Origin of the sequence: Phycicoccus jejuensis, assembly GCF_044797865.1 — a bacterium.
Lineage (GTDB): Bacteria > Actinomycetota > Actinomycetes > Actinomycetales > Dermatophilaceae > Phycicoccus > Phycicoccus jejuensis.
Genome location: NZ_CP085209.1, coordinates 392,788 through 413,815 on the forward strand (window position 1 = coordinate 392,788; position 21,028 = coordinate 413,815).

At 74.6% G+C, this 21,028-nt stretch carries 17 protein-coding genes; 4 read left to right on the top strand and 13 right to left on the bottom strand.

Annotation, left to right across the window (positions count from 1 at the left end; genetic code table 11):
* Positions 1-3 precede the first annotated feature (3 nt).
* The 10 genes from LG324_RS01740 to LG324_RS01785 all read right to left on the bottom strand — a co-directional run bounded on the left by LG324_RS01740 (position 4) and on the right by LG324_RS01785 (position 12,304).
* A complete protein-coding gene (locus LG324_RS01740; RefSeq protein ID WP_030527225.1) occupies positions 4-1,521 on the bottom strand; it encodes a multicopper oxidase family protein in 1,518 nt (505 codons plus the stop codon).
* 225 nt (positions 1,522-1,746) lie between these two features.
* Entirely contained in the window at positions 1,747-2,502 is a 756-nt protein-coding gene (locus LG324_RS01745) for an ABC transporter permease (RefSeq protein WP_404351285.1), read from the bottom strand.
* Positions 2,503-2,529: 27 nt separating this feature from the next.
* The gene (locus LG324_RS01750) at positions 2,530-3,498 is read right to left on the bottom strand and encodes an ATP-binding cassette domain-containing protein (protein ID WP_404351288.1); all 969 of its coding nucleotides are present in this window, start codon (positions 3,496-3,498) and stop codon (positions 2,530-2,532) included.
* A gap of 144 nt (positions 3,499-3,642) precedes the next feature.
* Complete coding sequence (locus LG324_RS01755) at positions 3,643-4,281, bottom strand: response regulator transcription factor (protein ID WP_245616090.1); 639 nt, start codon at positions 4,279-4,281, stop codon at positions 3,643-3,645.
* On the bottom strand, positions 4,278-5,429 hold the full coding sequence (locus LG324_RS01760; protein ID WP_404351292.1) for a sensor histidine kinase: 1,152 nt from the start codon (positions 5,427-5,429) through the stop codon (positions 4,278-4,280). The genes LG324_RS01755 and LG324_RS01760 overlap by 4 nt, the downstream gene beginning before the upstream one ends.
* 55 nt (positions 5,430-5,484) lie before the next feature.
* Positions 5,485-6,171, bottom strand: coding sequence for a hypothetical protein (locus LG324_RS01765; protein WP_030527220.1), 687 nt, complete (start codon positions 6,169-6,171; stop codon positions 5,485-5,487).
* A 204-nt stretch (positions 6,172-6,375) separates the two neighbouring features.
* Positions 6,376-9,000: a hypothetical protein gene (locus LG324_RS01770; RefSeq protein ID WP_404351295.1), complete on the bottom strand. Its 2,625-nt coding sequence runs from the start codon at positions 8,998-9,000 to the stop codon at positions 6,376-6,378.
* Positions 9,001-9,166: 166 nt separating this feature from the next.
* Positions 9,167-9,940, bottom strand: coding sequence for a type I methionyl aminopeptidase (gene map / locus LG324_RS01775; RefSeq protein WP_030527218.1), 774 nt, complete (start codon positions 9,938-9,940; stop codon positions 9,167-9,169).
* Between the two features lie 118 nt (positions 9,941-10,058).
* Complete coding sequence (locus tag LG324_RS01780; RefSeq protein WP_404351299.1) at positions 10,059-11,420, bottom strand: dicarboxylate/amino acid:cation symporter; 1,362 nt, start codon at positions 11,418-11,420, stop codon at positions 10,059-10,061.
* A 203-nt stretch (positions 11,421-11,623) separates the two neighbouring features.
* Positions 11,624-12,304: an NUDIX domain-containing protein gene (locus LG324_RS01785; protein WP_404351302.1), complete on the bottom strand. Its 681-nt coding sequence runs from the start codon at positions 12,302-12,304 to the stop codon at positions 11,624-11,626.
* 92 nt (positions 12,305-12,396) lie between these two features.
* Between LG324_RS01785 and LG324_RS01790 the strand changes: the two genes are divergently transcribed.
* Positions 12,397-13,410, top strand: coding sequence for an SPFH domain-containing protein (locus tag LG324_RS01790; RefSeq protein WP_030527215.1), 1,014 nt, complete (start codon positions 12,397-12,399; stop codon positions 13,408-13,410).
* Complete coding sequence (locus tag LG324_RS01795) at positions 13,407-14,294, top strand: hypothetical protein (RefSeq protein WP_404351305.1); 888 nt, start codon at positions 13,407-13,409, stop codon at positions 14,292-14,294. The genes LG324_RS01790 and LG324_RS01795 overlap by 4 nt, the downstream gene beginning before the upstream one ends.
* A 107-nt stretch (positions 14,295-14,401) precedes the next feature.
* Here LG324_RS01795 and LG324_RS01800 read toward each other — a convergent pair whose 3' ends face one another.
* Complete coding sequence (locus LG324_RS01800; RefSeq protein WP_404351308.1) at positions 14,402-17,176, bottom strand: DEAD/DEAH box helicase; 2,775 nt, start codon at positions 17,174-17,176, stop codon at positions 14,402-14,404.
* Between the two features lie 362 nt (positions 17,177-17,538).
* On the opposite strand from LG324_RS01800, the gene LG324_RS01805 reads away from it, so the two are divergent.
* Positions 17,539-17,661, top strand: coding sequence for a hypothetical protein (locus LG324_RS01805; protein ID WP_404351311.1), 123 nt, complete (start codon positions 17,539-17,541; stop codon positions 17,659-17,661).
* Positions 17,662-17,682: 21 nt separating this feature from the next.
* Here LG324_RS01805 and LG324_RS01810 read toward each other — a convergent pair whose 3' ends face one another.
* The gene (locus tag LG324_RS01810) at positions 17,683-18,354 is read right to left on the bottom strand and encodes a DUF2461 domain-containing protein (RefSeq protein WP_404351314.1); all 672 of its coding nucleotides are present in this window, start codon (positions 18,352-18,354) and stop codon (positions 17,683-17,685) included.
* Between the two features lie 59 nt (positions 18,355-18,413).
* Between LG324_RS01810 and LG324_RS01815 the strand changes: the two genes are divergently transcribed.
* Positions 18,414-19,250: an Fpg/Nei family DNA glycosylase gene (locus LG324_RS01815; protein WP_404351317.1), complete on the top strand. Its 837-nt coding sequence runs from the start codon at positions 18,414-18,416 to the stop codon at positions 19,248-19,250.
* A 27-nt stretch (positions 19,251-19,277) separates the two neighbouring features.
* On the opposite strand, the gene LG324_RS01820 is transcribed toward LG324_RS01815, so the two are convergent.
* Positions 19,278-20,930 carry an ABC-F family ATP-binding cassette domain-containing protein gene (locus tag LG324_RS01820; RefSeq protein WP_404351320.1) on the bottom strand — a complete coding sequence of 551 codons (1,653 nt, stop codon included), beginning with the start codon at positions 20,928-20,930 and terminating at the stop codon, positions 19,278-19,280.
* Positions 20,931-21,028 lie beyond the last annotated feature (98 nt).

Below are 21,028 nucleotides of genomic sequence, written 5' to 3' on the forward strand. Positions count from 1 at the left end.
CCGTCACACCACCTTGAGCTGGGCCATCATGCCCATCGCGCCGTGGTCGAGCATGTGGCAGTGGTAGGGGTAGACGCCGCGGTACCGGTCGAAGGTCAGCCGCACGCGGATGCTCTCGCCGGGAAAGATCTGCACGGTGTCCTTGAGCCCGAGCTCGTTCGGGGCGGCCGGTCCGGTGCTGCGGTCGACGACCCGCATGTGCGCCAGGTGGCAGTGGAAGTTGTGCGGGACGGTCGGGTTCGCGTTCGTCACCGTCCACTCCTCCGTCGTCCCGAAGCGCACGGTGGTGTCGACGCGGCCCATGTCGAAGCTGCGGCCGTTGATCGACCCGAACATCGGGGTGACGCCCGGCTCGCTGCTCTCGAGGGTGAAGGCCCGCTTGACCGTCGCGGCGGGGACGGGCGGGAGTGTCGTCAACCGCTCGGGCACGACGCTGTCGTCGGGGGCGTCCGCGCCGACGCGGAAGCGCATCACCTGGCCGACGTCCTCCATCGGGCCGGGGCCGATGTAGTTGACGACGTCGACCTCGGTGCCGGGCGCCCACTGCGAGAAGTCGATGACGAGGTCGGCGCGCTCCCCGGGCGAGACGACGACGACCGGGGCGGTGACCGGCGCCTCGAGGAGGCTCGCGTCGCTGCCGATCTGCGTCATCGGGGTGCCGTCCGAGAGGCCGAGGACGAAGAAGCGCATCGCCGAGGAGTTGATGACCCGGAACCGGTACTTGCGCCTCTTGACGTCCATCCGCGGCCAGGGTGTGCCGTTGACGAGCACGGTCGAGCGGTGCTCGGTGTCGTCCATGGTGAAGACCAGGCGGCCGTCGGAGCCGAAGTCTCCGTCGCGCAGGACGAGCGGCACCTCGAACTCGCCGGAGGGCAGGCCGAGCGCGTCCTCCTCGGGGCTGGTCACGACGTACGGGCTCGACATGCCCCGGTAGACGTTCTCGGCGTCGGTGTGGTGGGTGTGGTCGTGCAGCCACAGGGCGGCGGCAGGCTGGTCGTTCTCGTACACGTAGCTGAAGACGCCGCCGGGCGTGACCGGGCGCGACATCTGGCCGTCGAACACGTCGCGGTTGACGCCACCGTGGAGGTGCACCGACACCGGCACCTTCGTCTCGTTGCGCTGGATGACGACCGTCCGGCGACCGGAGCGGGCGCGGATCACCGGCGGGACCCAGCTGCCGAAGTAGCCGTACACCGGCACGCGGTGGCCGGGGAAGATCTCGGCGGTCACCTCGCGGATGCTGCTGAGGTAGACGTCCTGGCCGCCGCGCGTCGTCACCGGCTTCGCGGTGCGCAGCAGGGGCAGCGGCAGCGTGAACTTCTCGAGGTCCGGGCGGGTGCCGGCGTCGTCGGGGCGGACGGTGGACATCGCGGCGCCGGTGTGGGCCCCGTGGCCACCCCGGCCCAGGGCGAGGCCCTGCGGCAGCTCGGCGGTGCCGGCCCGGGCGACGAGCTGCTGGCCGGCGACGGCGGACAGGGTGCCGGCTCCTGCGAGCCGGATGGCGCTGCGGCGGTTGATCATGACCTCTCCCGGGGTCTGGGCGGATGTGTGCTGGACCCATCGAATGCGGTGTGCGACAGCGGGAGAAGGTCTCGGGCCTGGATGGCGGCCCGTCATCACCCGGGTGGTGACATCGGTCACCACGCGCAGGGCCGGGACGCTGACACGCGTCAACACCCGGCGGGTCGGAGACGAGGTCACGACCGGCCGGGTGTTCGACGGTGGGGTGCTGCGTGGAGGGCTGGGTCAGGTGTCCTCACGACGGAAGGCGAGGACGCCGGCGGTCAGGCCGAGGACGAGGAGCGTGCCGGTGACAGCCAGGCCGATGCCGACGGCGGGGACGGCGAGGTCTCCCGCGAACGCGCTGCGGACGGCGTCGACGACATAGCGGACCGGCATGACGTCGCTGACGGACCGCAGCCAGCCCGGTCCGAGGGTCATCGGCAGGAGGATGCCCGAGAGCAGGAGCACCGGCATCGTCACGACGTTGACGAGCGGCGCCATGATCTCCTCGCTGCGGGTGCGCAGGGCGACGGCGTTGGACAGCGCCGACCCGGCGGCCCCGAGGAGCAGTGCGAGCCCGACCCCGGCGAGGGCGCCCGAGAGCGGCGCGTCCATCCCGAAGGCGTAACCGGCCCCGACCAGCACGAGGCACTGGATGCCGAGCTGGAGGACGTCGCGGCCGAGGCGGCCGAGCAGCAGCGCGCCGCGGCTGGCGGGAGACACGCGTTCGGCCTCGAGGACCCCCTCGCGCCATTCGGCGAGCAGCCCGAAGCCGACGTACAGGGCACCGAAGAGGCCCATCTGCACGACGAGCCCGGGGACGAAGAACGTGTAGGCGTTCTCCACACCAATCTGGGTGGCGATCGGGCCGAGCAGGGGTGCGAACAGGACGAGGTAGAGGATCGGCTGCGCCACGCCGAGCAGGACCCACGCGGGGTTGCGGAGGTTGAGGCGCACCTGCCGGCGGAAGACGACGGTCGCGTCGCGGAGGAGCTGCATCGGGTTCTCCTGGGGTTCGGGGGCGGGTCAGGCCGCGGCGTCGCGGAGCGAGCGCCCGGTGAGGGTGAGGAAGACGTCGTCGAGCGTCGGTCGGCGCACGTCGAGGCCGACGACGGCCAGGTCGTGCCGGTCCAGCTCGCGCACGACGACGGCGAGGCCGCCGGAGTCCGCGTGCAGCGGTCCGGTGAGGGTGCCGTCGTCGGTCGGGCTGAAAGCGTGGCCGAGCACCGCCCGCAGGCAGAGTGCCGCCCGTCCGGCCTCGGAGGGGTCGGCGAGCCGTACCGTGAGGACGTCGCCGTCGAGGTCGGCCTTGAGGGCGTCGGAGGTGCCGTCGGCGACGACGCTGCCGTGGTCGACGACGACGAGCCGGTCGCTCAGGGCGTCGGCCTCGTCGAGGTAGTGGGTCGTGACGAGCACGGTCGTGCCGTGGCTCTCGCGCAGATCGCGGATGTGGTCCCAGAGGTTGGCGCGCGACTGCGGGTCCAGACCGGTCGTCGGCTCGTCGAGGACGACGAGCTCGGGCCGGTGGACCAGGGCCGTCGCGATCTCGAGGCGGCGGCGCTGCCCCCCGGAGAGCGAACCGGTGGGCCGCTCCCAGAGATCGCCGAGGTCGAGCCTGTCGAAGAGGTCGTGGGCCCGCTCGCGGGCGGCGCGCCGGGTCAGGCCGTAGAGCATCCCCCGGTCGGTGGCCTCGTCACCGCAGCGGGCACGACGCGAGGTCGAGCCGCCCTGGGCGACGTACCCCAGCCGCCGGCGGACCTCGCGCGGGGCGGTCCGCACGTCGTGGCCGCAGACCTCGACGGTGCCGGAGGTCGGGCGGAGCAACGTCGAGAGGATGCGCAGCGTCGTCGTCTTGCCGGCGCCGTTGGGTCCGAGCAGTCCGACGATCTCGCCGCGATCGACATCGAGGTCGATGCCCCGCACGGCGTCGACGGGGCGGCGTCGGCGACCCCGGCCGGTGTCGAACGACATCCGCAGGTCTCGGGTACGGATCACGGGGCTCCCCTTCGGCGGTCCGGGGGCCGGGTGCCCCGCGGGTCACCCCATCAACGCAGGCGGGCCGCGGGGGGCCAAGGGGCCGGGAGCCGGGCGGTGACACGCTGCACCCGGCCGATGACCGATGTCAGCACGTGCGTCGCGTCAGAGCCAGCCGCGCCGCTCGGCCTTCGCGAACGCCTCCGCGCGCGACTGCGCGTCGAGCTTGACCATGGCGTTGCTCAGGTAGTTGCGCACGGTCCCGCGCGAGAGGAACAGCTCGCCCGCGATGTCCTCGGTGCTGCGCCCCCGGCCGACGAGCCGGAGGATGTCGATCTCGCGGTCGGTCAGCGGGCACGGGCCGCTGCGCAGCGCCTCGGCGGCGAGCTCGGGGTCGATGGCCGTCCCGCCCGCGGCGACGGTGCGGATGGCCTCGACGAGCCGGCTGCCGGTCGTCGACTTGAGGATGTAACCGTTGGCGCCCGCCGCCAGGGCCTTGTGCATGTGCCCCGGGCCCTCGAGGGCGGTGAGCAGGAGCACCTTGCAGTCGGTCACCTGCGCGGCGGCCTCGATGCCGGTGGCGCCGGGCATGTCGACGTCGAGCACCGCGACGTCGGGCTGCAGGCGCTGCACGGCCGCCGCCACCTCGTCGCCGCGGCTGACCCGCCCGACGACCTCGAAGGACGGCTCCGTGTCCAGCAGGGCCTCGAAGGCCTCGGCGACGAGGTCGACGTCCTCGGCGATGAGGATCCGCAGGCGCTCGGGGTCGACGACGGTGTCGGGGGCGGTGTAGGTGTCGGTCACGATCGTGCTCCCAGGGGTGTCGGCCGGTCGGCCGCGAGGTCGGAAGGGTCGGTGGTGGGCATCCGGCAGATCGCCCGGAACCGCCCGCCGGGCAGGTGCCCTGCCTCGAGCGAGCCCCCGAGCGCGGACGCCCGCGCGGCGAGGTCCGCGAGTCCGGTTCCCCGGGCCCGCCCGGTGTCGGAGGCGCCGTCGTTGAGGATGACGAGCACGCTGGCCGTCGCCTCCTCGCGCAGGCCGATCTCCACCCACGTGGGCCGGGAGTGCTTGAGGAGGTTGGTGACGGACTCGCGCAGCACCCGTGAGCCGAGGGTGTCGACGAGCTCGCCCACGGGACCGTCCGCGTCGACATCGGTCGTGCAGCGAATCCCGAGGCGCTCGAAGATGTCCTGTGCCGATGCGAGCTCATCCTCGAAGCCGACGACGGTCTCGCCACGGGTCAGGCCGCGCAGCTGCGACTGTCCCTCGCTGACCATCCGGGCGACCTCCTCGAGCTGCTCGCCGCAGCGCTGCGGGTCGCGCTCGAGCAGGCGGATCGCGGTCTGGATGCGCAGGCCGACGGCGACGAGGCTGCGGCCGAGGATGTCGTGCAGGTCACGCGAGATGCGGTGGCGCTCCTCGTCGACGCGGAGCCGGGCCACGGTCTCGCGCGCTCGGGCGAGCTCTCCGACGGTGACGGCGAGGCGGGTCAGCACGTAGAGCAGCAGCCCGATGGCGGCGGCGACGAGCGTGAGGAACCCGGTGATGAACGGGTTGACGTCCTGGGTGAGCATGAAGCCCCCGATGAGGAGGACGTAGCCGACCCAGGTGACCGCGAGCCGCCGGCCGCCGAGCAGGAGCATCGCCGTCCCCAGCACGAGCGAGGCGTTGAGCCAGACGCCGGCGACGAACGACGCGGTCGCGGCGAGCACGACGAGCCACGGCATCCACGGCGGCACCGGGCGGTCGCGGACCGTGCGGAGCTGGACCATGGTGAAGAGCACGGCGGCGGCGAGGCCGGCGACGACCGCGGCGACGCGCTCGAGCGGCATGCGGTCGTCGTCGACCTGCGTGAGCATGGACAGGGTGCCCTGCACGACGATGACGATGACGACCGCCCACGACGCGACGAGGGCGATCCGGGCATCATTGCCCTGGTTCTTCACTGGCATCCCCGCACGACTCCTGCCCTCCCTGCGACGCCAGCACCGTAACAGCCCCCCCGCGTCACCGCGCGTCGAGGAACGGGCCGAGCTCGACGACGGCGTCGACGAGCGGGTGTGTCGTGGCCGGGAGTCGGTCGAGCTCCTCGACGACGACGACCGTGCGCCCGTCGACGTCCACGAGATCGCGGACGGCGTCGAGGACACGGCCCAGGCCGTCGGAGTCGAGTCGGGCGGCGGGCTCGTCGAGCGCGACGACGTCGGGACCGCCGGCCAGGGCCAGCGCGACCCCGAGGAGCGTGCGGTCGGCGGGGTCGAGGGCCGCGACCGGGCGGTCGAGAACGGCGGTGAGTCCCAGCCGGGCGGCGGCTCGGACGGCTCCGCGGCCGGCGACCGCCAGCAGGTCGGCCGCGGTGGAGCCGTCCGCAGGGTCCGGGTCGTCGGTGACGACCAGCTGCCAGGACGTCGTGGCGACGTCGCGGCGGGAGGAGCCGTCACCGGTCTCGACGGTCCCTCCCGCCCGGGCGAGCTGCCCGGTGAGGCAGAGGACGACGGTGCGCCCGGCGCGGGCGGGGGTGAGGACCGTGACGGTCCCCGCCTCGACCTCGAAACGGGTGCCCTCCAGGGTCGCCGCGGCCCGCTCGGGGGCTCCGGCGACGTCGAGGTCGTTCACCAGGAGGGCGACGACCCGGGTGGCGGGGAGCTCCGGGCGGACCCGCGGACCCGTGCGGACGGGGGTCGACGTGTCCATCTCCGTGCTCAGCAGTAGACGATGGAGATGGTGCTGAACTGCCAGTCGGCGACGACGCCGGTGGTGGTCTCGTCCTCGGTGGCCAGGGTCTGCATCTCGGTGACGCTCATGGTGTGTGGTCCTCTCCCAGTGGTGTGTCGGTGGGCTCTCCCTCCGACTGGCTCTACTCTTCCCGGATCGTCGGGGGCCCTGTAGTACCCGCCGTCAGTGGCTCGTCGTGACGGGTGTCATCCCCGTGGGGACCCTCGTGACGGACCGGGCGACCTCGGGCAGCGCGAGCACCTGCGTGACCGTCCGCGCCATCCTCACGACGTCCTCGTCGCTGACGAGAACCGCTCCGGCAGAACCTGATCCGAGATCCGCTGAGCACCGGATGTTCTGCTCGCCGAGCAGCAGGTCCGCGTCCCCCGCGAGGGGGTGCTCGCGTCGCGAGGTGGCGGAGACCGGCACGGTGTACCAGCCGAGCCGCTCGCGGTGGAGCGTGACGCCCGGGTGGTCGGGGGCGACGACGGCGAGGGTCGCGAGCAGGCCGGCGCGCCCGTGGAGCAGGCCGGCCCCGGCGACCGAACGCAGCTCGAGGGCACGCACGACGCCGGTGACGGCCTCCCCCGGCGTGACGGCCGCAGGGTCCGGGGCCGAGTCGGATGGAGGGATGCCGGGCTCGTGGCGCCCACCGAGGGCGGCCGCCAGCAGACCGAGGGCGGCCGACCCGGTGCCGAGGTAGGGCATGACGCGGTTCCCGTCAGTAGCGAGCCAGGCCCCCGCGCGCGCCCGGACTGCGGCGCACTCGCGGCGCATCGCGAGAGCGGCCGCGGCCCGCAGCCGCGCCGACACCCCGTCGCCGGCGTGGCGGTCGACGAGCTCCGCGACGCGCAGCAGGGCCAGGCCGACGCCCGCCCAGCCGTCGAGGAGCCCGGCCCGGGCTCCCGGCGGTGGCACATCCGCCTCGACGGCCTCGAGGGTGTCGGCGACCAGGCCGAGCGCCGAGGCGACGAGGGCCGGCTCGTCGAGCAGGCCGGCCAGCTCGGCGTGGGCGAGGGCCCGCCCGGCGCTGCCCCGCGACCACCAGGGGCTCGCGCTCTCGCGGTCCGCCCAGCGGCCGACGAGCGTCCGTGCGGCCTCGCGCTCGCCGAGCCGGGCCAGGCACAGGGCGATGCCGTCGGCGCCGTCGGCCAGTCCCGGCACCAGCCACGGGGCGGCGAGGGAGCGCTCGACGAGCCAGCGGCGCCAGGCCGCCGGGACGGGACGGCCGGTGGCGGCGAGCGTGATGAGGACGCCCCCGGCGCCGTGGAGCAGGCCGAGGCCGCCCCCCGGGACCGAGAAGCCCGCCACGTCGGACGGCAGCAGCCGGTCGTGGCGGGCGGGGTCGGCGGCGACGTGGAGACCGGCGACGAGGCGCTCGGGGCACGGGGGGGTCGGCCGGCACGGCGCGACCGGGGCCCCGGGGTCGGCCACGGCCCCTCCTCCGTGGCCGACCCCGTCCGGCCCCGCCAGGTCGGCCTCGCCGACCCCGGTCAGCTCCGCCGCGAGCTCGGGGCGGCGGGCGGTGAGGGCGTACTGGGGGTTGACCAGCAGCGCGCCCATCCGTGCGAGGGCCGCGAGGTCGGCCGCAGGAGTCACGTCGTCCCCCGTGCTCGAGAGGGCGGTGGCGACGCCCTTCGCGACCGCGACGCCGTCGAGGGCGGAGGACTCGAGGTCGACGAGCACGACCCGCCCGTCGCGCTCGATGACGTTGCCCGGGTGGACGTCACGATGGGAGACGCCGTGCGCGTGGAGCACGGCGAGGGCCTCCCCGGTCCGGGTGACGACGGAGTCGACCCAGGACCGGTAGGCGGCGGCGTCGGCGCCCGGCACCGCGGCGGGGTGGCCGGTCGCCATCCCGGAGGTCACGGTGGGACCCGCGACGTGCTCCATGACGAGGAACTCGCTGTCGCCGGCGGCGTGGTGAGCGACGACCTCCGGCACGACACCGGTGCCGGCGAGTCGCTCGAGCGCGCTCCGCTCGTGGCGCAGGCGGGTCACGGCGTCGCTCCCGGCCAGGTCGAAACCGGTGTGGCGGCGGGCCTCCTTGAGGACGACGCGTCGGCCGTCCTCCCACGTGGCGGTGTAGACCCCGCCGGCGTTGGAGCGGTGGACGACCCGGACGTCGGTGACCGGCAGGACGGCATCGCCGTCGCGCGCGGAGGCGGCGTCGCGCAGGGCCGCGACGAGGGCCGGCACGACGGCCGCCCCGCGGCAGCCGCTGTGCGGTGACCGGTCGTCGGCGGCCGACCCCGTGCCGGCGTCGCCCACGCGCCCGATGCCCCAGCGCCCCTGCGCGTCGACGTGCCGGACGCCGCGGAAAGCCCCGAAGCGCACCGAGACGGGGGCTCCGTCGACCGGGACGTCGCTGAGCACGCGGGCCCCGGGCTCACCGGCGAGCAGCACGGTGAGGCGCGCGACGATGCGCGCCAGCGACGGCTCGTCGACGGGGTAGACCGTCACGACCTTGCCGGCGCCGGACGGCTCCGCGTACTTGGCCTGCGTCGCCGCGACGAGGCGCCGGGTCCGCAGGTGCTTGCACGTGAGGTCCTCCGCGAGCGCCTCTGCGACGACGAGCGGCACGACGTGCTCGGCCCGGGACGGGACGCACGACACGTGCACCTTCCAGCCGGAGTCGGGCAGGATGCACGGGGTGCGGTAGACCCGCCACGGCCCCTGGTCGCTCACCTCGACGCGCTCCGGGACGACCGCCGGCCCGAGGACGTCAGCGGCGTCGCACGGGACCTGCCACACGTCGTCGTAGAAGTCGGGGTCGGCGTCGGCGTGGGCGAGGTGGCGTGGGTCCATCCGGGCTCCTGCGGCTCAGGGTGGAGGAACGCCGGCGGCTCCCCCAGGCTGTCGATCCTGTCGGCGTCGCGCACCGGCCGTCAGTGACAGGTGTCACCGGTCGGGATGACCGGTGTCATCTCCGGGGTCGGCGCGCCCGCCGTGGCAGCGCCCTGGGCGGGGCCGCTCAGGCCGCCGGCGGCAGGGTGAGGACGTCGACGCCGTCCTCGGTGACGACCACGGTGTGCTCGCTGTGCGCAGTGCGGCAGCCGGTCTCGCTGCGCAGGGTCCAGCCGTCGGGGTCGGTGACGAGGCGGTGGGTGTCGGCCATGACCCACGGCTCGATGGCGAGCATCAGGCCCGGGCGCAGGGTGTAGCCGCGGCCCGGCCGGCCGGTGTTGGCGACGTGCGGGTCCTGGTGCATCGTCGAGCCGATGCCGTGCCCGCCGAACTGGGTGTTGACGGAGTAGCCGGCGCCCTCGAGCACCGCGCCGATGGCGTGCGAGACGTCGCCGAGCCTCGCCCCGGGCCCGGCGACGGAGATCGCCGAGGCGAGCGCGCGCTCGGTGACGGCGATGAGCGCCTCGTCCTCGGGGGCGGGCGTCCCCACGACGAAGCTCACCGCGGAGTCGGCCGCGACGCCCCCGAGCACGACGGCGAGGTCGAGGGTCAGCAGGTCGCCGTCGGCGAGGGCGCGGTCGTGCGGCAGGCCGTGGAGGACGGCGTCGTTGACCGACGTGCAGATGTAGTGACCGAACGGGCCGCGGCCGAAGGACGGCTCGTAGTCGACGTAGCAGGAGGTCGCCCCGGCGTCCTCGATCATCGCCCTGGTCCAGGCGTCGATCTCGAGGAGGTTGGTGCCGACGGTCGCCCGCTCCCGCATCGTCGCCAGGATGGCGCCGACGAGCGCGCCGGTGGCCCGGGCGCGCTCGACCTGCCGGTCGTCGAGGATCTCGATCATCGGGGCGGCCTTTCGGTGGGGGTCGGGTCCAGTCTCACAGGGCCGGACGCCGCGGTCGCCCGCACGCCCCGAGGGGTGTGCGGGCGACCGAGGGACGGTGCGGTGCAGTGCGCGTCGGTCAGGCGGCGACGAGCGCCGGGTCCCCGACGGGGTCGCTCGCGCGGTCGCCGTCGTAGACGCTCTCGTCGAGGATGCCCTCGCGCCTGGCGACGATCGTCGGCACGAGCGCCTGCCCGGCGACGTTGGTCATCGTCCGCATCATGTCGAGCACGGGGTCGATGGCCAGCAGCAGGCCGACGCCCTCCAGCGGCAGCCCGAGCGTCGACAGGGTGAGCGTGAGCATGACGACGGCGCCGGTCAGGCCCGCGGTGGCCGCCGAGCCGACGACGGACACGAACGCGATGAGCAGGTAGTCGGTGACGGACAGGTCGACCCCGAAGAACTGCGCGACGAAGATCGCGGCGAGGGCCGGGTAGATCGCGGCGCAGCCGTCCATCTTCGTCGTCGCGCCGAGCGGCACGGCGAAGGAGGCGTACTCGCGAGGCACCCCGAGGTTGCGGGTCGTCACGTACTGCGTGACGGGCATGGTGCCGACGGAGGAGCGCGAGACGAAGGCCAGCTGGAGGGCCGGCCAGGCGCCGGAGAAGAACTTGCGCGGCGAGAGGCCGTGCAGGCGCAGGACCACCGGGTAGACGACGAGCAGGACGATGGCGCAGCCGACGTAGACGTCGATCGTGAACACGGCGAGCGGCGCGAGGAGGTCCCAGCCGTAGGAGGCGACGGCGTTGCCGATGAGACCGAGCGTGCCGAGCGGCGAGAGGCGGATGATCCACCACAGCACCGTCTGGACGACGGCGAGGAAGCTCTCGGAGAACGCGACGAAGGGCTCCGCCTTCTGGCCGGTCTTGAGGACGGCGACGCCGATGAGCAGGGCGACGACGACGATCTGGAGGACGTTGAAGCCGAGGCTGACCGAGCCGTCGTCACCCGTGCTGCCCTCGAGGCCGAGGATGTTCGAGGGGACGATGCCCTGGAGGAAGTCGGTCCACGAGCCGGTGGTGCCGGGCGCCGAGGCGGCGGAGCGGTCGACGCTCGTGTGCAGGCCGGGGTCGGTGAGCAGGCCGATCGTGATGCCGATGACGACGGCGACCGCGGCGGTGATGGCGAACCAGAGCAGCGTCTGGCCGGCGAGCCGCGCCGCGTTCGTCACCTCGCGCAGCCGGGCGACGCTGACGACGATCGCGAGGAAGACGAGCGGGACGACGATCGTGCGCAGCAGGCTGACGAAGCTGCTGCCGATGACGTCGAGGGTCGTCGCGAGCCCGTCGACCGACCAGGTGCGCGCGACCCAGCCCAGCAGCGCGCCGACGACGAGGCCGGCGATGATCTGCGCCCAGAACGGGAACCGGGGGCGGCGGTGCGCGCGGGTCGGTGGGGCGTCGTCCGGGTGGCGGGCGTCGGTGGCGGTCGAGGAAGCCACGGGGTTCCTTCCGAGGGTGGTCTGCAGGGGGACGGGCGCAGCGGTGCGCCGGAGGTGCTCGTGCACGGGGGTGGTGGTCCCACCCGAGGGGCGCCAACACGACCTCGCCGCGAGGGATTCCCCCCCCCCCTTCCTCCCGCGAACGCGTGTGAAATCGCCGGTGACCCCCGGCGATTTCACACACGTTCGCGGTGGAGCGGGGGTCAGGTGTCGCCGCGGGTAAGGGGCGGGCTGAGGACCTCGAGGGTGCCGCGGCGGTAGAGCCGGGCCGGGCGGCCGCCGTCGGCCGTCGAGGTGCGCTCGGTCTCGGTGAGGAACCCGGGGGTGCGCGTCACCTTGCGGTGGAAGTTGCGGGGGTCGAGCGGATGGCCCCACACGGCCTCGTAGACCGCGCGCAGCTGGGCGACGGTGAACTCCTCGTCGCAGAAGGCGGTGGCGAGCGGCGAGTACTCGAGCTTCGCGCGGGCCCGCTCGAGGCCGTCGGCGAGGATCCGCGCGTGGTCGAAGGCCAGCGCCGCGAGGTCGAGGTCGTCGACGGCGACGAAGCGTGCGGCCGCGGCGTCGGTGCCCGCGGTGGGCTCGGGCAGGTCCGGCGCGAGCGCCAGCCAGGCGACCGAGACGGTGCGCATCCGCGGGTCGCGGTCGGGCGCACCGTAGGTCGCGAGCTGCTCGAGGTGGACGCCGTCGCCGACCCCGGTCTCCTCGCGCAGCTCGCGCCGCGCGGCAGCGAGGAGGTCCTCGTCGGGCCGGACGAACCCGCCCGGCAGCGCGAGCGCACCGGCGTACGGCGCCTCGCCCCGCTCGACGAGCAGGACGGTGAGCCGGCCGGCGCGCACCGTGAGGACGACGAGGTCGACGGTGACGGCGAAGGGCGGGTGCTCCATGCCGCCATCCTACCGGGTTTTCGTCATCTTGACGAGATGGGTGACGAGGGCTTATCGTCACATCAACGACAAGTCCTACCGAGGAGGCAGAGATGGCCACCATCACCCGTTACCCGTTCGCCGCCCACCTGCGCAGCACGACGACGATGCACGTCCACCACCTGGCCGGCGGCCGGGTCCGGCACAGCGGCCCCGGTGCCTCGTTCTGGTTCCGGCCGATGTCGGCCGCGATCAGCGAGGTGCCGGTCGACGACCGCGAGCAGTCGGTCCTCGTGCCGGTGCGCAGCGCCGACCTCCAGCAGCTGAGCGCCGCCGGCGTCGTCACCTACCGGTTCGCCGACCCGGTGCTCGCCGCGACCCGCGTCGACTTCGCCGTCGACGTCGCGAAGGGTGTCTGGCTGCGCACACCGCTCGAGACGGTCGGCGGGATGATCCACGGCGCGGCGGCCGCCGCCGTCACCTCGACGCTCGCCGGCCTCGACCTGCGCGCCGCCCTCGCGACGCCCCCCGCCGAGCTCGCGACCCGGGTCACCGCGGCGCTCGCGGTCGACGAGCGCCTGACCGCCGTCGGCGTCGAGGTCGTCGGCGTGCGCTTCGGGCTGCTGCGGCCCGAGCCCGACGTCGAGCGTGCCCTGCAGACCCCGGCGCGCGAGGTCATCCAGCAGGAGGCCGACCGGGCGACGTTCGAGCGGCGGGCGGTCGCCGTCGAGCGCGAGGCCGCCATCGGGCAGAACGAGCTGGCCAGCCGGATCGACCTCGAGGCGCGGCGCGAGCGCCTCGTCGCCCAGCAGGGCGCCAACGACCGGCGCGAGGCCGAGGAGAAGGCGGCCGCGCAGGCGGTCGGGGTCCGGGCCGAGGCCGAGCGCACGACCGCTCTCGCCGAGGCGTCGGCGCAGGCGCTGCGGCTCACCGGGGCCGCCGAGGCGGAGGCCGAGCGCGCCCGGCTCGCGGCCTACGAGCAGGCGAGCCCCGCCGTGCTCCTGGCCCTCGCCGCCCGCGAGGCCGCCGGCAACCTGCCCCACGTCGACCAGCTCGTGCTCACCCCCGACCTCCTGAGCGGCGTGCTGGCCCGGCTCACCGCCCGCGCCGAGGACGGCGCTCGATGAGGACGCCCCGGGCGGTCGTCGTCCGCCGGCGCACCGAGTACGACGAGCTCCTCGCGCGGCACGGGACCCTCGGCCAGGCGGAGTTCTTCCTCCGCACGCGCGGGCAGTCGATCGACCCCGTCCGCGAGCGCCACGAGCGCACCGGCGCCGCGGTCGCGGCGGTGCTCGGGGCCATCCCGGCGGAGTGGCGGCGGGCCGAGGTCGAGCGGGACGAGCTGCCGCGCTTCCTCTTCGAGCCCGGCGACGTCGTCGCGGTCGTCGGCCAGGACGGCCTCGTCGCCAACGTCGCCAAGTACCTGCACGACCAGCCGGTCATCGGGTTCGACCCCCTGCCCGGGGCCAACCCCGGCGTCCTCGTGCCGCACGACCCGGGCTCGGCGGCAACCCTGTTCGCCGCCGTCGCCACGGGGCGGGCACGCATCGTCGAGCGGACGACGGTCGTCGCCCGTACGGACGACGGGCAGGAGCTGCGCGGCCTCAACGAGGTGTACGTCGGCCAGCCCGGCCACCAGTCGGCCCGCTACGACCTGGCGTGGCGGGGTCGCTCCGAGACGCAGTCGTCGTCCGGCGTCATCGTCGGGACCGGGACGGGCGCCACCGGCTGGTGCGCGTCCATCGCCCGGGCGAGCGCGCCCGACGCGGTGCTGCCGTCGCCGGACGAGCGGGGGCTCGCCTGGTTCGTGCGGGAGGCCTGGCCGTCCCCGACGACCGGGACGACCCTGACCGCCGGGGTCCTGGGTGCGGACGAGGCGCTGCGGCTGCGGGTGTCGTCGGACTCGCTCGTCGTGTTCGCCGACGGCCTCGAGGCCGACCGGTTGCTCGTCGGGTGGGGGCAGGAGGTGTCCGTCGGGGTGGCCGAGCGGGGCCTGCGCACCGTCGCCTGACGTCCGTGTCACCCCCGTCCCTTCCGCGAACGCGTGTGAAACCGCCGGTGACCCCCGGCGATTTCACACACGTTCGCGGAGACGTGGGGTCGGGTGCAGGGCCGTCGTCAGGTGAGGGGGGCGAAGCGGGTGACGACGAGCACGGGCTCGCCGGCCTCGTCGGTCGCGGCGAGGTCGAGCTCGGCGCCGATGCGCCAGTCGTGGTCGCCGTCCTCGTCGTCGAGCACCTGCTCGACGACCCAGGTGCCGTCGCCCTCCTCGACCCGGAACAGCTGGGGACCGCGGGCGGCCGGCCCGGTGGAGACCTCGCCGTACTCCGCGAGGTACTCGGCCGCGGCCTCCTGCCACTGCTCGGCGGTCAGGCCGCCGTCGAGCGCGGCGAGCGCCTCGAAGCGACGCAGGGCCAGCAGCTCGACCCGACGGAACATGCTCTGGCGCACCATGACCCGCAGCGCGCGCGGGTTGTCGGACAGCGCCCGACCCTCGGTCGACGGACGGACCTCGGTGCCCGGCTCGTCGCCGTCGGGGTGCGCCAACGACTCCCACTCGTCGAGGAGGCTGGAGTCGGTGTGGCGTACGACCTCGCCGAGCCACTCGACGAGGTCGTCGAGCTCCTCGGTGCGCGCCGAGTGCGGCACGGTCGAGCGCAGCGCCCGGTACGCGTCGGTCAGGTAGCGCAGGACGATGCCCTCGGCGCGCGCCAGCTTGTGGTGGGCGACGAACTCCCCGAACGACATCGCGCGCTCGAACATCTCGCGGACGACCGACTTCGGCGAGAGGTCCCGAGGGTCGACCCACGGGTGGCTCTGGCGGTAGGTGCGCAGCGACAGCTCGAGCATCTCGGCGAGCGGCTTGGGCCAGGTGACGTCCTCGAGGGCGTCCATCCGCTCCTCGTACTCCATCCCGTCGGCCTTCATCGCGGCGACGGCCTCGCCGCGAGCCTCGAACTGCTGGGCCTGGAGCACCTGGCGCGGGTCGTCGAGGGTGGCCTCGATGACGCTGACGACGTCGAGGGCGTAGCCGGGCGCCTCGGGGTCGAGGAGCTCGAGCGCGGCGAGCGCGAACGCCGAGAGGGGCTGGTTGAGGGCGAACCCGTCGTGGAGGTCGAGCGCGACCTGGAACGGCCCCTCGTCGTAGCGGCGCCCCTCGCGGCGCAGGAAGCGCTCGAGCGGGGTGACCTCGCGCGGCGCCTCGTCCCCGCTCTCCGCCGGCGCAGCCGGGGTGGCGTCCTCCGTCGCGGCGGGGGCGAGACCGGCGGCGGCCAGCGCCTCGCCGAGCGCGCCCATCCCGCCGGCGTCGAGCGGCTGCGGGGCCGGCTCGGGGGTGGCGGCGGGAGCCGCGTCGGGCTCGCCGGCCACGGCATCCGGCTCGGGCGGCAGCCACGCGTCGACGCGCGAGCCGTCGTCGGGCTCGACGACCCCGGCCCGCACCAGCGAGCCGAGCACCTGCACCGCGCGCTCGACGAGTCGCTCGCGCCGCTCCTCGCTCTCGTGGTTGTCGAGGACGAGGGTGTGCAGGGCGTCCTGCTGGCCCTCCCACTGGTCGAGGACGTTGAGGACCATCGCGTGCGTGACGCGCATCTTGGGCTGGAGCGGCTCGGGCGCGGCGGTCACGAGCTTGTCGAACGAGGCCTCGGTCCACGTCAGCACGCCCTCCGGCGGCTTCTTGCGGACGATGCGGCGCTCCTTCTTCGGGTCGCCGCCGGCCTTCGCGAGGGCCTTGCTGTTCTCGATGACGTGCTCGGGCGCCTGGACGACGACGTAGCCGACGGTGTCGAAGCCCGCCCGCCCCGCGCGGCCGGCGATCTGGTGGAACTCGCGCGCCCGCAGCAGCCGCTGCTTGCGGCCGTCGTACTTGGTCAGCGAGGTCAGCAGCACCGTGCGGATCGGCACGTTGATGCCGACGCCGAGGGTGTCGGTGCCGCAGATGACGGCGAGCAGCCCGCCCTGCGCGAGGGTCTCGACGAGGCGCCGGTACTTCGGGAGCATCCCCGCGTGGTGGACCCCGATGCCGTGGAGGACGAGCCGGCGCAGCGTCTGGCCGAAGCCCTTGCCGAACCGGAAGCCGCCGACGGCCTCCTTGATCGCGGCCTTGCGCGCCGACGAGACGATGTCGACCGAGGCGAGGGCCTGCGCCTGCTCGACCGAGCCCGCCTGGGTGAAGGACACGACGTAGACCGGTGCCTTGTCGTCGCGCAGGAGCAGCGCGAGCGCGTCGTGGACGGGCATGAGGGACCACTCGTACTCGAGCGGCACGGGGCGCTGGACCCCGGTGACGGTGACGACCTCGCGCTCCGTGCGGCGCTGCAGGTCGCGCTCCAGCTCGGTGGTGTCGCCGAGCGTGGCCGACATGAGCAGCATCTGGGTGTCGGGCAGGAGGAGCAGCGGCACCTGCCAGGCCCAGCCGCGGTCCGGCTCGCCGTAGAAGTGGAACTCGTCCATGACGACGAGACCGACGTCGGAGGCGTCGCGCTCGCGCAGGGCGTGGTTGGCGAGGACCTCGGCCGTCGCGCAGATGATCGGGGCGCCGGGGTTGACCGCCGCGTCGCCGGTGAGCATCCCGACGTTCTCGGCGCCGAAGGTCTCGACGAGGGCGAAGAACTTCTCGGAGACCAGGGCCTTGATCGGCGCGGTGTACCAGGAGCGGCGGCCGGTGGCGAGGGCCAGGGCGTGGGCCGCGACGGCGACGAGGGACTTGCCGGAGCCGGTCGGCGTCGCGAGGACGACGTGCGCGTCCTCGGCGAGGGCGAGGACCGCCTCCTCCTGCGCGGGGTAGAGCGCGAACCCCCGTTCACCGGCCCACTCGACGAAGACGTCGAGCGCGGCGTCGGCGCCGAGGTCGCCCAGCGGGCCGTCGGCGGAGAGGCGGTCGGTGAGCGTCATCGCTCTCGATCCTCCCACCTCGCAGGCGGCTGACCGTCGGCGCCCGCGGCTACCGTGACGAGGGACGAACGGAGCACCGATGACCGACGAGATCTTCTCCGCCTACCTGGGCCGCCGCAAGACGGCCTCGGACGCCTTCGTGGCCGGCGACGTCGGCCCGCTGCACGAGGTGTCGACCCACTGCGACCCGGCGACGATCCTCGGCCCGGGCGGACCGCGTCGTCACCGGCGCCGACGCGGTCAACGCGGCCAACGCCGACGGGGCCGCGCACCTGGCCGGGGCCGAGCGCAACGACCTCGAGACGCTGCACTCCGGCGAGGAGGGGGACCTCGCCTGGTGGGTCGGGGTCCAGCGGTCGGTCGTGTCCGTCACCGGGCAGGACGCGGCCGTCCCCATGGACCTGCGCGTCACCGAGCTCTACCGGCGCGAGGACGGCTCCTGGAAGGTCTTCCACCGGCACGCCGACCCGTTGAAGGACTCCTGACCCCGGCGCCGGCCGGATGCCTCAGCGCCGGTGCGGGGCCTGCGAGGCGCCGACGTGCTCGGTCATCCACTCCACGAGCGGCCGCACCGCCCGCCAGTCGGCACGGACGTGGTCGAGCACCGCGTCGGTCGCGAGCCAGTCCGGGGCGCCGTGCCGCCGCGACACCACGAGGTGCTTGTGGCGCATTAGGTCCAGGCGCGGGTGGTCGGCCGGGACGCCGCGCGGTCGGGTCCTGACGGCCTCGCCGCCGGTCTCCCAGCCCTGCCCGACGAGCCGGTGGACAACCGCCTCCAGCGCCTGGCCGGTCGCCGGGGCGTCGACGGCCGCACGGTAGCGGGCGGTCTGGTCCGGACCCGTCGGGTGGAAGCCGCCGCCGGTCATCAGGCCGGCCGCCGACACCTGGACGTACCAGCCGACGCCCGGCACGGTGGCCGCCAGCGCGCCCTGGTGGTCCTTGTAGGGGGACTTGTCGTGGCTGAAGCGCACGTCGCGCTGCGGACGGTAGAGGTGCGCCGCCCCGAACTCGTCGGTCAGCGCCTCGGTGAGCCACTCCATCGGCTCGCGCACCGACTCCTCCCACCGGGCCCGCTGCGCCTGCCACCACGTCCGCGTGTTCTCGGCCGCCAGCTCCTCGAAGAAGTCGAGCGCGTCGAGGGGGATGCCCTCCGCGCTCGCGCCGCCGTGCCCGTCCATGCTGTCGAGCCTAGGGACCGCCGGCCCCGCTGTCGTCCCCCCGCGGCGAGGATGGGGCGATGCCCGAAGGCCACACGATCCACGCGCTCGCCGGGCGGGTGCAGGACGCCTTCGCCGGCACGCCTGTGCGGTTCTCCTCGCCCCAGGGCCGGTTCGCGGAGTCGGCCGCCGCCCTCGACGGCGCCTGCGTCGAGTCGGCCGAGGCCCACGGCAAGCACCTGGCCATCCACGTCGAGGGCGAGCAGGTCGTCCACGTGCACCTCGGGCTGTTCGGGCGCTTCGGGGTCCGGCAGCACCGGCGCGTCGACCGCGGCGAGCCGCCGACCGACCTTCCGGTGGCCGGCCAGGTCCGGATGCGGATGGTCAACCGCACCCACGTCGGCGACCTGCGCGGCCCGATCGTCTGCGAGCTCGTGACCCCCACCGAGTGGCGAGAGGTGCGTGCCGGTCTCGGGGCCGACCCGCTGCGCGACGACCGGCTGCCCGACGCCGTGCGCGACCGGCTCGCGCGGACGCGGCGCGCCATCGGGGCGGTGCTCATGGACCAGTCGCTCGTCGCCGGCGTCGGCAACGTCTACCGGGCCGAGCTGCTGCACCGCCACGAGCTCGACCCGCACACGCCGGCGCGCGACGTGCCGGCCGGTGTGGTGACGGCCATCTGGGACGACCTCGTGCGGCTCATGCCGCTGGGGGTGCGCACGGGCCGGATCCTCGTGTCCGACAGCGACGTCGAGCGCGCCGAGGCGCTCATCGCGAAGGGTGGCACCGGGCGCGTCCGGCCGCACTACGCCGTCTACCGGCGCCACGGGAAGCCCTGCCCACGCTGCGGCGAGACGGTCGTCAAGGAGACGATGGCCGGGCGCAACCTCTTCCGCTGCCCGGGCTGCCAGCGCTGACCCCGCCGGCCTGCGGGTGGGTCGCCGTCAGCCGACGTGCGTGACGGTGACCCGGCCGTCCTCGACGTGCCAGCGCTGGTCGAGGCGGACGGTGTCGAGCAGCCGTCGGTCGTGCGTGACGAGCAGCAGCGCCCCGTCGTAGGCCTCGAGGGCCTCCTCGAGCTGCTCGATCGCCGGCAGGTCGAGGTGGTTGGTCGGCTCGTCGAGCACGAGGACGTTGACACCGCGCGCCTGGAGCAGCGCCATCGCGGCCCGGGTGCGCTCGCCGGGTGAGAGGCGCCCGACGAGGCTCGCGACCTGGTCGGCGCGCAGCCCGAACTTCGCGAGCAGCGTGCGGACCTCGGCCGAGGTCATCTCGGGGACGGCCGCCTCGAAGGCGTCGGCGAGCGGCCGGTCATCCGCGAGCCCGGTCCGCGCCTGGTCGATGCCCCCGAGCGCGACCGAGGCGCCGAGGCTCGCCCGGCCGGTGTCCGGGGCCAGCCGCCCGGTGAGCAGGCCGAGCAGCGTCGTCTTGCCGGCGCCGTTGGGCCCCGTGACGCCGATGCGCTCGCGCGCCGCCACCTGGACCGACACCGGGCCGAAGGCGAAGTCCCCCAACCGGATCGCGGCGTCGCCGAGGGTCGCGACGACCGAGCTCGAGCGCGGCGCGCTCGCGATGCTGAACTGCAGCCGCCACTCCTTGCGGGGCTCGACGACCTCGTCGAGCCGCGCGATGCGCGACTCCATCTGGCGCACCTTGCGGGCCTGCTTCTCGGAGGACTCGGTCTGCGCCCGGCGGCGGATCTTGTCGTTGTCGGGGCTCTTGCGCATCGCGTTGCGGACGCCCTGCGAGCTCCACTCGCGCTGCGTCCGGGCCCGTCCCTCGAGGTCGGCCTTGGTCGCGGCGAACTCCTCGTAGGCCTCGCGGGCGTGCCGCCGCGCGACGGCCCGCTCCTCGAGGTAGGCGTCGTAGCCGCCGTCGTAGACCGCCACGGCGTTCTGCGGGAGGTCGAGCTCGACGACGCGGGTCACGACCCGGGAGAGGAACTCGCGGTCGTGCGAGACGAGGACGACCCCGGCGCGCAGGCCACCGACGAAGTCCTCGAGCCGCTGCAGGCCGGCGAGGTCGAGGTCGTTCGTCGGCTCGTCGAGGAGGACGACGTCGAACCGGCTGACCAGGAGGGCGGCCAGCGCGGCGCGGGCGGCCTGGCCGCCGGACAGGGCCGTCATCGGGGTGTCGGTCGGCAGGTCGAGACCGAGGTCGGCGAGGACCGGGGCGAGGCGCTCCTCGAGGTCCGGGGCGCCGGTCGCCTGCCAGTGGTCGAGGGCGTGCGCGAACTCGTCGCCGGCCGAGGCGGGGGCGTCGTCGGCCGCCATCGCCGCGGCCGCGTCCTCCATCCGGGCGGTGGCGGCGGCGGCACCGGTCCGCCGGGCGACGTACCCGGCGACGGTCTCGCCCGGGACGCGCTCGTGCTCCTGCGGCAGCCAGCCGACGAACGCGTCGGCCGGGGCGGTGCTGACGGACCCGCCGAGTGGTGCGAGGTCGCCCGCGAGGATGCGCAGCAGCGTCGACTTGCCGGCCCCGTTCGCGCCGACCACACCGACGACGTCGCCCGGCGCGACGGTGAGGTCGAGGGACTCGAAGAGGGTCCGGTGCGCGTACCCGCCGGCGAGGCCCTTGGCCACGAGGTCCGCGCTCATGCGCCGATCGTAGGCGGCGGCCCCTGCCCTTCTCCGGGCGACCTGCGCGGGTCCGCGTGCGGTCGCACCCGGAGAACCGCAGGTCGCGCGGAGCAGGG

Bases quoted from the DNA above. Each gene is read 5' to 3' on its own strand.
- LG324_RS01740 (WP_030527225.1), bottom strand. From the start codon at position 1,521: ATGATCAACCGCCGCAGCGCCATCCGGCTCGCAGGAGCCGGCACCCTG.
- LG324_RS01745 (WP_404351285.1), bottom strand. From the start codon at position 2,502: ATGCAGCTCCTCCGCGACGCGACCGTCGTCTTCCGCCGGCAGGTGCGC.
- LG324_RS01760 (WP_404351292.1), bottom strand. From the start codon at position 5,429: ATGCCAGTGAAGAACCAGGGCAATGATGCCCGGATCGCCCTCGTCGCG.
- LG324_RS01765 (WP_030527220.1), bottom strand. From the start codon at position 6,171: ATGGACACGTCGACCCCCGTCCGCACGGGTCCGCGGGTCCGCCCGGAG.
- LG324_RS01770 (WP_404351295.1), bottom strand. From the start codon at position 9,000: ATGGACCCACGCCACCTCGCCCACGCCGACGCCGACCCCGACTTCTAC.
- map (WP_030527218.1), bottom strand. From the start codon at position 9,940: ATGATCGAGATCCTCGACGACCGGCAGGTCGAGCGCGCCCGGGCCACC.
- LG324_RS01785 (WP_404351302.1), bottom strand. From the start codon at position 12,304: ATGGAGCACCCGCCCTTCGCCGTCACCGTCGACCTCGTCGTCCTCACG.
- LG324_RS01790 (WP_030527215.1), top strand. From the start codon at position 12,397: ATGGCCACCATCACCCGTTACCCGTTCGCCGCCCACCTGCGCAGCACG.
- LG324_RS01795 (WP_404351305.1), top strand. From the start codon at position 13,407: ATGAGGACGCCCCGGGCGGTCGTCGTCCGCCGGCGCACCGAGTACGAC.
- LG324_RS01800 (WP_404351308.1), bottom strand. From the start codon at position 17,176: ATGACGCTCACCGACCGCCTCTCCGCCGACGGCCCGCTGGGCGACCTC.
- LG324_RS01810 (WP_404351314.1), bottom strand. From the start codon at position 18,354: ATGGACGGGCACGGCGGCGCGAGCGCGGAGGGCATCCCCCTCGACGCG.
- LG324_RS01815 (WP_404351317.1), top strand. From the start codon at position 18,414: ATGCCCGAAGGCCACACGATCCACGCGCTCGCCGGGCGGGTGCAGGAC.
- LG324_RS01820 (WP_404351320.1), bottom strand. From the start codon at position 20,930: ATGAGCGCGGACCTCGTGGCCAAGGGCCTCGCCGGCGGGTACGCGCAC.